This is a genomic window from Zhongshania aliphaticivorans, assembly GCF_902705875.1.
Taxonomy (GTDB): Bacteria; Pseudomonadota; Gammaproteobacteria; order Pseudomonadales; family Spongiibacteraceae; genus Spongiibacter; species Spongiibacter aliphaticivorans_A.
Genome location: NZ_CACSIK010000001.1, coordinates 1 through 14,975, shown reverse-complemented (window position 1 = coordinate 14,975; position 14,975 = coordinate 1). Strand labels below are relative to the sequence as shown.

19 protein-coding genes and 1 tRNA gene are annotated in these 14,975 nt (G+C 48.5%); 9 read left to right on the top strand and 11 right to left on the bottom strand.

Going from position 1 to position 14,975, the window contains the following annotated elements; genetic code table 11:
* Window positions 1-110: 110 nt before the first annotated feature.
* A complete protein-coding gene (gene glnL / locus AELLOGFF_RS00100) occupies window positions 111-1,187 on the top strand; it encodes a nitrogen regulation protein NR(II) (protein WP_159266750.1) in 1,077 nt (358 codons plus the stop codon).
* Complete coding sequence (ntrC, locus tag AELLOGFF_RS00095; RefSeq protein ID WP_159266749.1) at window positions 1,184-2,608, top strand: nitrogen regulation protein NR(I); 1,425 nt, start codon at window positions 1,184-1,186, stop codon at window positions 2,606-2,608. The genes glnL and ntrC overlap by 4 nt, the downstream gene beginning before the upstream one ends.
* 21 nt (window positions 2,609-2,629) lie before the next feature.
* On the opposite strand, the gene AELLOGFF_RS00090 is transcribed toward ntrC, so the two are convergent.
* Genes AELLOGFF_RS00090 through AELLOGFF_RS00075 form a run of 4 tightly spaced genes read right to left on the bottom strand, consistent with a single transcriptional unit; the run spans window position 2,630 to window position 4,388 of the window.
* Window positions 2,630-3,091, bottom strand: a complete 462-nt coding sequence (locus AELLOGFF_RS00090) for a tRNA (cytidine(34)-2'-O)-methyltransferase (protein ID WP_159266748.1) — start codon at window positions 3,089-3,091, stop codon at window positions 2,630-2,632.
* 55 nt (window positions 3,092-3,146) lie between these two features.
* Window positions 3,147-3,626: a protein-export chaperone SecB gene (gene secB, locus AELLOGFF_RS00085; protein ID WP_159266747.1), complete on the bottom strand. Its 480-nt coding sequence runs from the start codon at window positions 3,624-3,626 to the stop codon at window positions 3,147-3,149.
* Window positions 3,627-3,676: 50 nt separating this feature from the next.
* On the bottom strand, window positions 3,677-3,931 hold the full coding sequence (gene grxC, locus AELLOGFF_RS00080) for a glutaredoxin 3 (protein WP_159266746.1): 255 nt from the start codon (window positions 3,929-3,931) through the stop codon (window positions 3,677-3,679).
* A 46-nt stretch (window positions 3,932-3,977) separates the two neighbouring features.
* The gene (locus AELLOGFF_RS00075) at window positions 3,978-4,388 is read right to left on the bottom strand and encodes a rhodanese-like domain-containing protein (protein ID WP_159266745.1); all 411 of its coding nucleotides are present in this window, start codon (window positions 4,386-4,388) and stop codon (window positions 3,978-3,980) included.
* Window positions 4,389-4,547: 159 nt separating this feature from the next.
* Here AELLOGFF_RS00075 and gpmM point away from each other — a divergent pair, with 159 nt between their 5' ends.
* The 3 genes from gpmM to AELLOGFF_RS00060 all read left to right on the top strand — a co-directional run bounded on the left by gpmM (window position 4,548) and on the right by AELLOGFF_RS00060 (window position 8,685).
* Window positions 4,548-6,107 (top strand): 2,3-bisphosphoglycerate-independent phosphoglycerate mutase, encoded by a 1,560-nt coding sequence (gene gpmM / locus AELLOGFF_RS00070; protein ID WP_159266744.1) that lies wholly within the window; start codon window positions 4,548-4,550, stop codon window positions 6,105-6,107.
* Between the two features lie 46 nt (window positions 6,108-6,153).
* Window positions 6,154-7,260 (top strand): murein hydrolase activator EnvC family protein, encoded by a 1,107-nt coding sequence (locus AELLOGFF_RS00065; protein ID WP_235035561.1) that lies wholly within the window; start codon window positions 6,154-6,156, stop codon window positions 7,258-7,260.
* Window positions 7,261-7,338: 78 nt separating this feature from the next.
* A complete protein-coding gene (locus tag AELLOGFF_RS00060) occupies window positions 7,339-8,685 on the top strand; it encodes a S41 family peptidase (protein ID WP_159266743.1) in 1,347 nt (448 codons plus the stop codon).
* Window positions 8,686-8,868: 183 nt separating this feature from the next.
* Here the strand turns inward: AELLOGFF_RS00060 and AELLOGFF_RS00055 are convergent, their stop codons facing one another.
* From AELLOGFF_RS00055 to hisB, 6 genes are all read right to left on the bottom strand, one after another.
* A complete protein-coding gene (locus AELLOGFF_RS00055) occupies window positions 8,869-9,213 on the bottom strand; it encodes a type II toxin-antitoxin system RelE/ParE family toxin (RefSeq protein WP_159266742.1) in 345 nt (114 codons plus the stop codon).
* Window positions 9,206-9,430 carry a type II toxin-antitoxin system Phd/YefM family antitoxin gene (locus tag AELLOGFF_RS00050; protein WP_159266741.1) on the bottom strand — a complete coding sequence of 75 codons (225 nt, stop codon included), beginning with the start codon at window positions 9,428-9,430 and terminating at the stop codon, window positions 9,206-9,208. The genes AELLOGFF_RS00055 and AELLOGFF_RS00050 overlap by 8 nt, the downstream gene beginning before the upstream one ends.
* A gap of 328 nt (window positions 9,431-9,758) precedes the next feature.
* On the bottom strand, window positions 9,759-10,535 hold the full coding sequence (gene hisF, locus AELLOGFF_RS00045) for an imidazole glycerol phosphate synthase subunit HisF (protein ID WP_159266740.1): 777 nt from the start codon (window positions 10,533-10,535) through the stop codon (window positions 9,759-9,761).
* 12 nt (window positions 10,536-10,547) lie between these two features.
* Complete coding sequence (hisA, locus tag AELLOGFF_RS00040) at window positions 10,548-11,282, bottom strand: 1-(5-phosphoribosyl)-5-[(5-phosphoribosylamino)methylideneamino]imidazole-4-carboxamide isomerase (protein ID WP_159266739.1); 735 nt, start codon at window positions 11,280-11,282, stop codon at window positions 10,548-10,550.
* Window positions 11,283-11,317: 35 nt separating this feature from the next.
* Entirely contained in the window at window positions 11,318-11,986 is a 669-nt protein-coding gene (gene hisH / locus AELLOGFF_RS00035) for an imidazole glycerol phosphate synthase subunit HisH (protein WP_159266738.1), read from the bottom strand.
* Between the two features lie 11 nt (window positions 11,987-11,997).
* On the bottom strand, window positions 11,998-12,591 hold the full coding sequence (gene hisB, locus AELLOGFF_RS00030; RefSeq protein ID WP_159266737.1) for an imidazoleglycerol-phosphate dehydratase HisB: 594 nt from the start codon (window positions 12,589-12,591) through the stop codon (window positions 11,998-12,000).
* A gap of 81 nt (window positions 12,592-12,672) precedes the next feature.
* Between hisB and AELLOGFF_RS00025 the strand changes: the two genes are divergently transcribed.
* The 4 genes from AELLOGFF_RS00025 (at window position 12,673) to AELLOGFF_RS00010 (ending at window position 14,579) form a co-directional block, all read left to right on the top strand.
* Window positions 12,673-13,071 carry an acetyl-CoA sensor PanZ family protein gene (locus AELLOGFF_RS00025; RefSeq protein WP_159266736.1) on the top strand — a complete coding sequence of 133 codons (399 nt, stop codon included), beginning with the start codon at window positions 12,673-12,675 and terminating at the stop codon, window positions 13,069-13,071.
* Window positions 13,068-14,144 (top strand): A/G-specific adenine glycosylase, encoded by a 1,077-nt coding sequence (mutY, locus tag AELLOGFF_RS00020; RefSeq protein WP_159266735.1) that lies wholly within the window; start codon window positions 13,068-13,070, stop codon window positions 14,142-14,144. Before AELLOGFF_RS00025 ends, mutY begins: the two co-directional genes overlap by 4 nt.
* A gap of 2 nt (window positions 14,145-14,146) precedes the next feature.
* Window positions 14,147-14,419, top strand: coding sequence for an oxidative damage protection protein (locus tag AELLOGFF_RS00015; protein ID WP_159266734.1), 273 nt, complete (start codon window positions 14,147-14,149; stop codon window positions 14,417-14,419).
* Between the two features lie 84 nt (window positions 14,420-14,503).
* Window positions 14,504-14,579 (top strand) — tRNA-Phe (locus tag AELLOGFF_RS00010).
* A gap of 55 nt (window positions 14,580-14,634) precedes the next feature.
* On the opposite strand, the gene AELLOGFF_RS00005 is transcribed toward AELLOGFF_RS00010, so the two are convergent.
* The coding region (locus AELLOGFF_RS00005; RefSeq protein WP_200842571.1) for a transposase at window positions 14,635-14,975 on the bottom strand (341 nt) is incomplete at its 5' end.

The following is a 14,975-nucleotide window of genomic DNA, read 5'->3' as shown; positions in this document are numbered from 1 at the left end:
TTTCCATCTTTGGCGACAAAATATTGTTACGTTCACCATTACAAATCACAACTTGCGCTTGGCCTAGATATTGCTACTAGGCCAGACATAACGAACATACTGGCGACAATATGCCTCTGAACAATATTTACCATCAAATTCTCGACAACCTTAAAACAGCCATACTGTTGGTCGAGCCGAACCTGACCGTTAGCTATATCAATCCCGCCGCGGAATCTTTGCTGGCAGTATCTGACCAGCGCATACACGGCGAAGCTATTACCAAGCTTTTTCACGAGCAAGAAGACACCCTAGTTAAACTGCTTGATGCCATTAATAATTGCGAGGCCTACACCAAACGCGAAACCATCTTAACCTTGCGCTCTGGCACCGAAATCACCGTAGACTACGCCGTTACCCCCGTTACTGAAAATCGTCGTACATCGCTCATCATTGAGCTCCAACCACTAGACAGGCTTATTCGCATCAGTCGTGAAGAGGGTCTACTTTCATCTCAGCAAAATAGCCAGGCATTGATTCGCGGTATCGCTCACGAAGTCAAAAACCCACTAGGGGGGTTACGAGGCGCAGCCCAACTGCTTGCCCGTGAGCTGAGCGACCCCAAACTTCACGATTACACCAATATTATTATTGAAGAAGCCGATAGACTGAGAAACCTAGTCGATACCATGCTAGGCCCTCATCGTGCACCAGAGAAAAAGCCCACTAATATTCACGAAGTTCTAGAGCGAGTCAGACAACTGGTTGAAGCAGAAAGTGATGGCAGTGTCCGAATTCATCGCGATTACGACCCAAGCATTCCCGACGTACTCGCAGACAGAGAACAGCTTATACAAGCCTTTCTCAATGTGATGCGCAATGCCCATCAAGCGCTGCGCCAGCATGCGCAGAATGACAGCGACCCTACTATCACCATTAAAACTCGAACACTTCGCCAACTCACTATTGGCTCGAACCGGTATCGCCTTGTTTGCAGCATAGACATTATAGACAACGGCCCAGGCATACCCCAAAACCTTCTCGCCTCTATCTTCTTGCCCATGGTTAGCGGCCGCGCAGAAGGTACCGGACTAGGACTGTCTATCGCACAGTCAATACTCAACCAACATCGCGGACTTATCGAATGTAGCAGCGAGCCCGGCAACACCGTTTTCTCGCTACACATTCCCCTGGAGCAAGCCTCATGAGCCAAGCTAATTCCGTCTGGATTGCAGACGACGATAAATCAATACGCTGGGTGCTCGAAAAAGCACTGACTCAGGCTGGTATTGAAACACGTTGCTTTGAAAACGGTGACGAGTTATTGGGAAATCTGGAATCCGACGTTCCCGACGCCATCATTAGCGACATACGCATGCCCGGCATTGACGGGTTAAAATTATTATCCCGAATTACTGCTGCCCACCCCGGCCTACCCGTCATCATAACGACCGCACATTCAGACCTAGACAGCGCGGTAGCCTCTTACCAAGGGGGCGCGTTTGAATATTTACCCAAGCCTTTTGATATAGATGAAGCCGTCGCGACCACGCAACGGGCTCTACAGCACGCTCACAAAAACCGAAATTTACTGCCCGAGCAAGCCCCGCTTGAAGCCACTGAAATCATCGGTGAAGCACCGGCAATGCAGGAAGTTTTCCGCGCCATTGGCCGCTTGTCGCAATCCAATATCACTGTGCTTATCAACGGCGAATCCGGCACAGGTAAAGAGCTAGTTGCCCAAGCACTTCACCGCCACAGCCCACGCGCAGCAAAACCCTTTATTGCCCTGAATATGGCAGCTATCCCCAAAGACTTGATGGAATCAGAGCTTTTCGGCCATGAAAAGGGCGCCTTCACCGGTGCCACCGCTCAACGTCGCGGTCGCTTTGAGCAAGCAAACGGCGGCACATTGTTTTTAGATGAAATTGGTGACATGCCAGCCGATACTCAAACTCGCTTACTGCGCGTCTTAGCTGACGGCGAATTCTACCGAGTGGGCGGACACACCCCAGTAAAAGTCGATGTGCGGATTATTGCGGCAACCCACCAAAATCTAGAGAAACTGGTTAAAAACAACACCTTTAGGGAAGACCTTTTCCACCGCATCAATGTTATCCGCATTCATTTACCGCGGCTTTCCGAGCGCCGGGAAGACATTCCAAAACTTATGCAGCACTTCTTTACCCGTGCGGGTAATGAGCTCAATGTTGACCCAAAACGCCTGCGCCCAGAAACCGAAGAATATCTTTGCCAAATGGAATGGCAGGGGAACGTTCGCCAGCTAGAAAACACCTGCCGCTGGCTAACGGTGATGGCTGCTGGGCGAGAGATTCACATAGACGACTTGCCACCAGAGTTACTGGAACGTCCACAAGGTGAAGCCGCGCCGGCATCCAATTGGCAGGACAACCTTAAACGCTGGGCCGACCAAGAATTAATGCTAGGGCGAGATAAGTTATTAGACCGAGCGGTTCCACAATTCGAGCGCATCATGATTGAATCGGCGCTCAAATACACTCATGGCCGCCGACGCGATGCCGCCAACCTCTTGGGATGGGGGCGGAACACGCTAACACGTAAAATCAAAGAACTAGGCATGGGCGGCAGTGACGATGACGATGATTAAGATCATCGTCAAATGCGGTAGCTAAGCACCTATAAACCCATTTTGCCGCCACGCCTCATAACTTACTAAGGCAACGGTATTTGACAAATTAAGGCTGCGAGAACTCGCTATCATCGGCACTTTCAAGCAGTGCTCAAAGCCCAAATCATCACGAATATTTTGGGGTAAGCCGGCAGTTTCTGAGCCAAACAACAACACATCACCCGGCTTAAATTCAGCATCTGAATAGCAGCGACTACCTTTGGTGGTTAAGGCAAAAATACGCTGACCCGCAACTTCCTTCAGAAAACTTTCATAATTAGCGTGCCGACTCAAACGCGCAAGATCTGAATAATCTAGTCCAGCGCGACGAAGCTTTTTCTCTTCAAGATCAAACCCCAAGGGTTCGATTAAATGAAGGTGACAGCCATTATTCGCAACCAAGCGAATAATATTCCCCGTATTAGGCGCAATACGCGGTTCGTGTAAGGCAATATGAAACATACAAGGACGGCAAAAGGAGGGCTAGCTTTGCAGCAAACCCTCCTCAGCCACTGACTCAGTGAGTCGTCGTTTCAGATGCGGCTTGTTGCTCCGCCTGCTTTTGCTGCGCTTGACGATATAGCCCTTCAAAATTGACTGGCTGCAAAGCCAAGGCTGGAAAACCGCCTTTAACCACTAAAGAATCTACAGCTTCACGCAAATAAGGAAACAGCATATTAGGGCACGCAATACCCAATAATTGACCTAACTGTTCGCCTTCTACACCCTCAGCCAAAAACAAACCGCCTTGGTGAATTTCTACCAAGAACGCCGTTTCATCGTCTTCAAGCTTAGCTGTAATAGTGACGGTAAGAATAACTTCAAAATTATTATCCGCTACTTTGCTACTGCGAGTATTCAGGTCGACCTGTATCTTTGGCTTCCAAGTCTTAGTAAAAATAACAGGGGCGCTTGGCGACTCAAACGACGCATCTTTAATATAGATACGCTGCAAAGCAAACTTAGCTGGGGCCGGGGCTTGTGCTTCTTCTGACATTATTTCCTATTTCCTAATGCTGGGTATTTAAAAACAAGTTCACCTACTTATTACGAGGCGAGCATTTCATCAAGCTGAGCTTGTCGCTCAAGGGTCATCAGCTCATCACAACCACCAACATGGGTATCACCTACCCAAATTTGTGGAACCGTTCGTTGACCAGTACGAGCCAATAAATCTTTACGAAGATCATTGCGGCCATCGACCGGAATCTCTTCAAAATCTACACCTTTGCTACCGAGCAACTGCTTGGCGCGAACACAAAAAGGGCAGAACCGTGTTGTGTAAATTGTTACCTTTGCCATACTCACGTATCCCCTTTTATACCATCACTCATTTCAGACTGCTCGATTATTTAACCAATGGCATTTGCATTGCCTGCCACTCACCAATACCACCCTTTAAGCGGTGTACCTGAGTATAACCTTTGGCTCCGAGTTTTTTACCCGCCGCGCTTGAGTGCTGACCAAGCTTACACACCAATACCACCGGCTTTTCTTTGTCGGCGAGGCTGTCCATTTCTTTGTCTAATTTAGCAAAGGGCATATTCACCGAGTCTAATATATGCCCCTTGGCATATTCAGCTTTATCACGTAGATCGACAATCACCGCACCCTGTTGATTCAACAAGCTCACCATTTGCTGAGGTGTAATAGATTTACCTGCGCGTCGTGTCTCGTGAAAATTAAGTAGTAATAGACACGATATTAATGCCGATATGAGTATCCATTGTTCAGCCAAAAAAGGGATTAATTTTTCCATGAAAACTCTCGTTATGCGTCGCGGTGAACATAATTCGCGAAAAAAGCGAGAGTATACACTGCCCCCGAGCAATTCTCACCCTTCCCCGCATAGCCTCTCTACGCCGAAAAAGTTACAATGACACACTAACTTCCGCCGATTTAAAATGGTTTTCTTACTATGACCGACGCCCAAACCAAAAAACCCGTTGTATTAATCATACTCGATGGCTTTGGCTACCGCGAAGACCCAAAAGACAACGCTATTTTTCACGCAAAAACACCAAACTGGGACAAGCTGTGGGAAACATCTCCCCACACCCTGATCTCAGGCTCCGGGTTAGATGTTGGGCTGCCAGACGGTCAAATGGGCAATTCTGAAGTTGGTCACATGAGTCTCGGCGCCGGCCGCATTGTGTACCAAAGTATTACCCGCATCGATAAAGACATCGCTGATGGCGATTTCTTTACCAACCCAACCTACACTAAAGCTGTCGACAAAGCCGTCAACGCTGGCAAAGCCGTCCACATATTAGGGCTGCTCTCCGCTGGCGGTGTTCACAGCCATGAAAATCACATTCTAGCCATGATGGAACTTGCCGCCAAACGTGGCGCCAAGCAAATTTATCTTCATGCATTTCTTGATGGTCGCGACACACCACCACGCAGCGCCCAGAAATCCATAGAACTGATAGACCAGAAATTTGCCGAGCTTGGCACTGGCCGCATCGCCTCAGTTATCGGTCGCTATTACGCGATGGATAGAGATAATCGCTGGGATCGTGTCGAAAAATCCTACGACCTGCTCACACTTGCACAATCTGACTACCGCTATAACACCGCCAGCGACGCCCTCGCCGCAGCCTATGCCCGCGACGAAAATGATGAATTTGTCAGTGCCTCTGTGATTCAAGGCGATGACCAGGCCGATGCTAACTTCAAGGACGGCGACAGCGTTATATTTATGAATTTCCGTGCGGACCGCGCCAGAGAAATTACCCGTGCCATTGTCGACAAAGACTTTGACGGGTTCGAGCGCAAAGCCGTCCCCGATTTAGCTGAATTTGTGATGACGACCGAATACGCAGACAGTATTAAGGCCGCCATTGCCTACCCGCCAGAAAAAATGCACAACAGCTTGGGTGAAGTACTCGAAAACACCAACAAAACCCAGCTTCGTATTGCCGAAACCGAAAAATATGCCCACGTTACGTTTTTCTTTAGCGGCGGCCGTGAAGCCCTTTACCGCGGTGAAGACCGTGAGCTTATTGCCTCGCCCGACGTCGCTACTTATGACTTGCAGCCAGAAATGAGCGCACCCGAAGTAACTGAAAAACTAGTCGCTGCCATCCGCAGTGGTAAATACGACAGCATAATTTGCAACTACGCCAACGGTGACATGGTAGGCCATACCGGCATATTTTCTGCCGCCGTTAAAGCCGTAGAGGCATTAGATGCAGCCATTAAACAAGTAACCGATGCAGTAACAGAAGTAGGCGGACACTGCTTAATCACCGCTGACCACGGCAACTGCGAACAGATGGTTGACTATGACGCTGGCCAAGCTCACACCCAGCACACCACAGAGCTTGTTCCGTTAATCTACGTTGGCAATAAAACCAACACTACCTTGCAAGAAACCGGTGGCAAGCTTGCCGATATTGCACCTACCATGCTGGCGTTAATGGGTGTAGAGCAACCTAGTGAAATGACCGGCGTTAATTTGTTGCGCGACGCCTGAGTTTATTAAAAAGGTGCCACGCGCAAGACATATTCGCACTCTCTTTGTGGCCTTACTGCTGACATGTTCAGCAGTAAGCGCCAACAACGAAAATACCCAGCGCCAACTGAACGATCTCAATAAAAAAATCAGCTCTTTAAAAAAGTCGATCAACAAACAACAAGGCGATCGCAGTAATACCGCCAAAGCCCTACGTAATATCGAAAAAGATATTGGTGTTTTAGCTGCCAAACTTCGAGATACCAGCAACAAGCGCGATCAACAACAGCGCAAACTTAGCGAATTAGAAAATCGCCAACAGCAACTTCGCAAGCAACAAATAGAGCAAAAAAATCTCATTGCAGAACACGTCCGCAATGCCTACACCCTAGGTAAAGAAAGCCAATTAAAAATGCTGCTTAATCAGGAGCAGCCAGAAAAACTCAGTCGAACGCTTACCTATTTTGATTACTTCAATCGCGCCCGCAGTGAGCAACTGGCAAAATACCGCGCCACACTCACCGAACTAGATACATTGAAACCTGCCATTAAGGCAGAGGCCCAAGCGCTGGCAGAAACTAGCGCAACACTACAATCTCAGCAGCAAACCTTGGTACAACAAAAGCAACAGCGCGCCAACGCCTTAGCCGGTATTGATCAATCGCTGCTTAATAAAAACCATTCACTTAACACTCTCGACAAGGAACGCAAAAGCTTAGAAAGCGTCCTACAAGAGGTTGAACGTGAAATTACCAATATTGCGATCCCCGAAAGTTACAAACCCTTTAATGCTATGCGTGGGAAAATGCCCTGGCCAGTTAAGGGCAAACTGCTTAACCGCTACGGCGCATCCAGACAAGGCAGTGCGGTAACTTGGCAGGGCATCCAAATTGCGGGCAGCGAAGGTGACTCCGTTATATCCATTCACAATGGTCGCGTTGTATTTGCCGACTGGTTACGCGGTGCAGGTTTACTGATTATTGTTGATCACGGTGGTGGTTACTTAAGCTTGTACGCGCATAACCAAAGCCTACTCCGTACCGAGGGCGACTGGGTTAAAGGCGGTGAAGCCGTTGCTACAGTGGGAAATAGCGGTGGCCAGCGCCAAGCAGGGCTTTACTTTGAGATTCGCTATAAAGGCCGCCCCACCGACCCTAATCGCTGGTGCCAATAGCCAGTAATGGGGCGGAGTAATCACCGATAAAGCAAGATACAATAGCTATTGATTGAAGCCGTTCTAGGAATTTATGCAATGCCAGACATAGTTCGCCACACCCTTTCCGGCCTCTTGGTCATTCTTTTGACCAGCGGGTTAAGCGCATACGCGGATGTCGAAACATCCGAGCAAGAGCTCACGCCTGCTACACAGGGCGAACTACCCTTACAAGCATTAAGAAATTTCGCGGATGTATTCAACCAAATTCGCCAAAGTTACGTTGAAGAAGTAGACGACGAAACACTGCTGGAAAACGCCATACGGGGCATGCTCAGCGGCTTAGATCCGCATTCGGACTATCTGGACGCCAGCTCTTTTGAAGATCTCCAAAACCATACCAATGGCGAATTTGGCGGCCTTGGCATTGAGGTCGGTATGGAGAATGGCTTTATTAAAGTTGTTTCTCCCATAGACGACACCCCTGCAGACCGTGCCGGTATTCAAAGTGGCGACCTCATCATACAGATCGACAACAAGCCTATTAAAGGCCTCAACCTGCAAGAAGCCGTTACCCTCATGCGAGGCCCCGCTGGCAGCAAAACGATTTTAACCATTCTTCGTAATGGCGTTAGCGCACCGTTTGAAGTCCCACTCAAACGTGATGTTATTACCGTCGCCAGCGTACGCGGCGAATTACTAGAACCGGGCTACGGCTATATTCGTATTTCCCAATTTCAAAGTCGCACAGGTGAAGATCTCCAAAAAGAACTCGCAAAACTCAATGCCGGCCGCAAAGAATTACAGGGCTTAATTTTAGATTTGCGCAATAATCCCGGCGGCTTGTTGCAAGCATCAGTTCACGTCGTCAATGAGTTTATTGATGAGGGGCTTATTGTTTACACCCAGGGAAGACTCCCCAACGCCTATAGCCGCTTTATGGCCAATGACAGTAAACCGGCTAACAGTACGCCTCTGGTTGTCTTAATTAATGGCGGCTCAGCCTCTGCGTCAGAGATTGTGGCTGGCGCCCTGCAAGATCACCGCCGCGCGGTTATTATTGGCACACGGAGTTTCGGTAAAGGCTCGGTACAAACAGTGCTGCCGCTATCAGAAGAAAGCGCCATCAAACTTACCACCGCCCGCTACTTCACACCCAGTGGCCGCTCAATTCAAGCTCAAGGTATAGAGCCCGATATTATTGTTGAACGTGCACGAATTGAAACATTAGCGCCAGGCATAGAAATAACTGAAGCCGATTTAGCCGGTCACCTTGGTAGCGGCGATGGCCAAGAAAGCACCAGCGTTAGTCGCAAAGCTGAAAAAGGTCAACGGGAAGGATTAGCCGCCGACGATAACCAAGTCTATGAGGCTCTCAATTTACTAAAAGGCATGTACATTATGTCTATGCCAAAAACGGCCTCTTCCGACATCAACACGCCATAAACTCTGGCCATACATTAAAGGGTCAAAAAGGCTAGTATTAACAGTAAGTCGGTGCTTCTTAGGAAGCCTTGGCTTGAGAGGCATCAACTGTCACAAAACCGGCATGCACTCGCTAAGCAAAATATCATGGCAACTGCTTCAATGGCACTACCCCCATTGATACAGCGCTTTCTTAAATCGGATTCAGTCTAGTTTTATTGTTGTCTCATAGAGCAGTTGCGCGACACTTTGACGGCTATCCATAACCACCACAAGAACAACCCTATTCTCCTCATTATCTACACGATAATAAACCAGGCTGTGCTGATCTATGAGTAATTGTCGATAATCATTAAACCCGAGCACAGAAAGCCGCTCACTAACTGGCCCTGAATACGGATTGCGACTTAAGGCTGCAACCTTGAGCTTAATCAAATCGCGAGCGGCAGTGGCAACCTCTGCCCCGTATTTGGAATTTAAAAAAGCACACAATTTTTGCAATGTTATTTTAAAGGTGGGCGTGGCAATAACCTTGAAGGCCTTAGACATCAAACGCCTCATCCAGAGAGAGAGAACCCTTCTGATTCAAGCTGCGCTCAGAAAGGTTTATCAGTTTCAGCAACGCTAAGGTTTCTTGTTGCTCACGGTAAGCCACAGCATCTTGAATAACATAGACCTCCTTACCATTCTGTGTAACGTGAAGAGGCGTATCCAAAGAAAGGCTGTTAGCATTAGCTTTAAGGTAAGAAACTGTCTGTATATTCATGGTCGCCGCCAAATCAGTCTAAATATAGACTGATTATAGCCCTGCGATTAGTAATTTGCCAAATTCATATTCGACACCCAAATATTGTCGATTCCAAGTAACCCCGTTTACCTCAATTAAGAACTTAAATACATGCAGTCCAACCCTAAAATGAAAATACTTCTTTCACCACACAAAGGAGCTATCCGATTGTTTTAGAAGGCAGTTTATAGCCTTAAGCTGCTGCAAAAAAACGGGCTTCCCTTTCGAGAAACCCGTTAGCGATTGGAGAATGTTTCGCGGCCTAATGGACCTAATTCAACTTCCCGTGTTGTGAGGCATCAAAAGTTTATAAGCGAACTTCAATGCCTCGCCCAGCCATATAGGCTTTGGCCTCTGGAACAGTATATTCAGCGAAATGAAAAATACTGGCCGCCAACACGGCGTCAGCCAAGCCTTCTTCAATTCCCGCTACTAGATGATCGAGATTCCCCACCCCTCCAGACGCAATCACCGGCACAGGCACCGCCTCTGAAATTGCCCGAGTTAACGCTAGGTCATAACCAGCTTTAGTGCCGTCACCATCCATACTGGTAAGCAGTACTTCACCCGCGCCATTAGCCACCATTTTAACGGCCCACTCAACGGCATTAATGCCGGTTGGCTTACGACCGCCATGGGTGAAAATTTCCCAGCGGGGACGGCCATCAGCTTCATCGGCAACACGCTTGGCATCAATAGCAATCACGATGCACTGCGAACCAAAGCGATCTGCCGCTTCGCTAACAAATTCTGGCCGCTGAATGGCAGCCGAATTAATACATACCTTATCGGCACCTGCGTTTAGCATGGCGCGAATGTCTTTTATCTCGCGAATGCCGCCTCCAACTGTCAGTGGAATAAACACTTCAGCGGCAATTTGCTCAACAATGTGTACGGTGGTTTCGCGCCCTTCGTGGGTGGCGGTAATATCCAAAAAGGTGATTTCGTCCGCACCCTGCTCATTGTAGCGTTTGGCTACTTCGACAGGATCACCGGCGTCACGAATACCCACAAAATTGACGCCCTTTACCACGCGCCCTTTATCCACATCTAAGCAAGGAATAATACGTTTAGCCAAAGCCATAGAATAAATCCTTTACTTCTGTTGGTCGCAATAACGCTGCGCTTCAGCTAAATCTAGCTCGCCTTCGTAAATAGCGCGACCTGTAATTGCGCCCAAAATACCAGCCTCAGCAACCGCTTGCAGAGCGCGAATATCATCCATATTTGTCACTCCGCCAGAGGCAATCACGGGTAAGCCAGAGGCCTTCGCCATCGCAACGGTTGCATCCACGTTCACACCCTGCATCATGCCATCACGGCTAATATCGGTATAAACAATAGAGCTAACGCCATCTTGCTCAAAACGCTTTGCCAATTCCGTTGCAAGAAGGGTAGACACTTCGGCCCAGCCATCTGTGGCTACCAAACCATCTTTGGCGTCTAAACCCACAATGACCGAACCTGGAAATGCCTTGCATGCTTCGGCAACAAATTTAGGCTCTTTTACCGCCTTTGTGCCAATAATGACGTAATTCACGCCAGCATCTAAATACTGCTCAATAGTATCTAACGAGCGAATGCCGCCACCAATTTGAATGGGCAGATCAGGGTAAGCTTTGGCAATCGCGGTGACCGCCTCACCATTAACCGGCTTACCTTCAAAAGCGCCATTTAAATCAACTAAATGTAAGCGACGACCACCTGCGCTTACCCAGCGCTCAGCCATTTCTACGGGGTCATTGCCATACACCGTAGATTCGCCCATCTCACCCTGACGCAGACGCACACATTGCCCGTCTTTTAAATCTATCGCGGGGATAATCAACATAACTCAAACCTAAGGATAAAAATCCGATAATTAAACTAGTTAGAAACAGGGTAAAAATTCGCGCTTGGGCGATCCCACTTCAAGAAATTACTGAGCAAACGCAAGCCAGCATCACCACTTTTTTCTGGGTGAAACTGCACAGCGAAGACATTTTCACAGGCCAAAGCGGCATGTACTTGAACACCATATTCGGCAGTACCTGCAACAAAATCCGGCGCATCCACATAATAGCTGTGCACAAAATAAAACCGGCTAGCGTCGTCAATACCGTCCCACAGCGGGTGTTCCTGCGTATGGGCAACATTATTCCACCCCATATGAGGGACTTTTAATCTGGCACCCTTACTGTCACGCAGATCCGCACCAAAAAATTTGACCGACCCAGGCAAAATATCCAGACACTCGACCCCGCCGTTTTCCTCGCTATTCTCCAGCAATGCCTGCATTCCAAGGCAAATACCCAGCAGGGGCTTTTGCGCCGCCACTTCCTGTATCACCTCATCGAGACCACGGGCTTTTAACTCAGCCATGCAGTCTCTAATAGCACCAACTCCAGGGAAAATGACCCGATCAGCAGCCAAAATAGCTTCAGGGCTATCGGTTACGATCACATTGACGCCGTCACCCACTTTCTCAAGTGCACTGGCAACCGAGTGTAAATTACCCATGCCGTAATCGATGACGGCAACGGAAGAAGAACTCATACAACTAAATCCTAAAGACTGCCTTTTGTAGAAGGCGTGATACCGGACATACGCTCATCTGCTTGTAACGCCATACGAAGCGCCCTGCCAAATGCCTTAAACACCGTCTCGGCTTGGTGGTGTGTGTTTTTACCACGCAAATTGTCGATATGTAATGTGACCTTGGCATGGTTTACAAAGCCGTGGAAAAACTCAGAGAATAGGTCTACATCAAAACCGCCCACGCTGCCGCGCGTATATGGCACGTGATACTCAAGCCCCGCGCGGCCAGAAAAGTCGATAACCACCCGCGACAAAGCTTCATCTAAGGGCACATAGGCGTGACCGTAGCGAGTAATGCCTTTTTTATCACCGACAGCCTCCGCAAAGGCCTGCCCCATAGTAATACCAATATCTTCTACGGTGTGGTGGTCATCAATATGTAAATCGCCCTTGGCGTGCACGTCCAAATCAATAAGGCCGTGACGAGCAATCTGATCCATCATATGATCAAGGAATGGAACCCCTGTTTCAAAGTGAGACGATCCCGTACCATCAAGGTTCACAGTCACAGTAATTTGAGTTTCTAGGGTGTTACGGCTGATCGTAGCTTTGCGCTCGTTCATCGACGCCTCATCGGTTATTTGCTTACAATAGCGTATTATAAAAAATCCCGACTCGTATTACACCAAGCAGAAGCGTCATAAATGCCTGTATATGCCGAAATAATTACCCAGCCAGCACCGCAAGATGCGGCTGACCTAGAAATACTGTATCCCAACGACAGTGAAAAACTCCTTGCGAACGCCGTTTCCGGTAAATTAATTATCTACGGCGGCCGCTTTAATGGCCGATTATTATCCGCCTTTACCCTAACGCCAATATACGGTGGCGACTATCAAATAGCCCGCCTGTCAGTACGTGAAGTCACTCGCCGCCGCGGCGTGGCGCGACAGCTTATCATTCAGGCAATGAAACAGTTACCTGACAATTTAAGCTCCATTTCCGCCGATCTTCGCAACGCACCTGAGCTTATCAATTTATTTGCCGAACTTGGCTTCCAAGCCAACAACAATCTTTGGTGCTGGCAGCGCGGCAGTAAATGATAGACACAGATTCCCCCGCATTCAGCCAACAGTTACTCGCGTGGTTTGATATTGCCGGACGCAAAGACTTGCCTTGGCAGCAAAATATCACCCCATACCGTGTTTGGGTTTCAGAAATTATGCTCCAGCAGACCCAAGTCACCACCGTCATTGATTACTATCAACGCTTTATGGCCCAATTTCCCACGGTCACAAGCCTGGCTGAGGCACCCGTAGACCAAGTACTCGCCTTGTGGACTGGGCTGGGATACTACGCGCGCGCGCGAAATCTTCATAAAGCAGCAAAGCTAGTTTGCGATAAGTTTGATGGCGAGTTTCCACATGACCACCAACTGCTTCAGCAACTACCCGGTGTCGGCCGCTCCACTGCAGCAGCAATTTTCTCCATTGCCTGCCATGGCCGCGCACCCATCCTCGACGGCAATGTTAAGCGAGTACTAACACGCTATGCTGCCATTGAAGGTTGGCCTGGAATAAAGCACGTAGAAAACCAGCTCTGGGAGCTCGCCGAAGAACTTACTCCAGAGCACAGAGTTGCTGACTACACCCAAGCAATCATGGATCTTGGCGCCACACTTTGCACTCGCAGAAAACCCCAGTGCAGTCAGTGCCCAGTGCAGAACAATTGCACTAGCTTCGCTGCCGGCACTCAAACTCTTTATCCGAGCAAAAAACCCAAGAAGGCCATTCCCACTCGACAAGTTTTCATGCTCATCATTGAAAATAAGCAAGGCGAAGTTTTGCTAGAACAGCGCCCAGCCAGTGGTATATGGGGCGGCTTATGGAGTTTTCCGGAATCTGCAACTAGCGACGAATTAGATCACTACCTAGACAAAAATTGCATTGCCAATACCACCAGACAACAGTGGCCAGTCATGCGCCACACTTTCAGCCATTTTCACCTAGAAATCACACCTATCCACGTTCGTCTTGATCGCGATTTTAATACGGTCATGGAAGCCAAGCAGCAGCTTTGGTATAAGGGACACCCTGAACAACACGTCGGCCTCGCCGCACCAGTGAAAAAACTACTCGACGCCGTATTTAGCGCAGACTTACTAAGAGAAGCCTAATCATGACCCGCACCGTTTTCTGCAAGAAATACCAACAAGAACTAGAAGGCCTAGAAAAAGCCCCCTACCCCGGCCCTAAAGGCCAAGACATCTTCGAAAATGTATCCAAAAAAGCATGGGAAGAATGGCATACCCACCAAACCATGCTTATTAACGAAAAACACCTCAGCATGATGGAACCCGCATCAAGGAAATTCCTTCAACAAGAGATGGACAAGTTTCTATCCGGCGAAGACTACGAAAAAGCAGAGGGTTACGTACCCCCTAGCGAATAAGTCTGTCTTAAGAGGGCTTGACTCGCTGTTTCGGAACAGGTTTAATACGCGCCTTCTGAGAGGCAGCCAAAGCCCTCAAAATAGGCCCAGATAGCTCAGTCGGTAGAGCAGAGGATTGAAAATCCTCGTGTCGGCGGTTCGATTCCGTCTCTGGGCACCATCATTTTTACTCATAAAATCAACGGCTCTACAACATTAACGGGGGATAGCATTCATCAAACCCTGTTTATAATACCGTCCCATCCACAATGGGCCAGCACTCGTAATCGATAATTCTCAAAGTTTCTAAAACCATACGCTCGACGCGACATCATTTCCATCTTGTTGTGAAAGCCCTCTGTAATACCATTGCTCTTAGTGAATCGCCACATGGCCACAATCGGCTGTAACCATGATCGCAATGTTCTAGCTAAGCTATGTAGCGGGCTGGCCCCTAGCTCTTCAATCAAGGCCATAAACGCCGGCAATTTAGCTTTCGCTCTTTTCCTTGCCAGTGTCTTAAGTAGTACAAATCGGATGAGCCGTTGTTTGGCCACATACAGCGCCTGTAGTACTG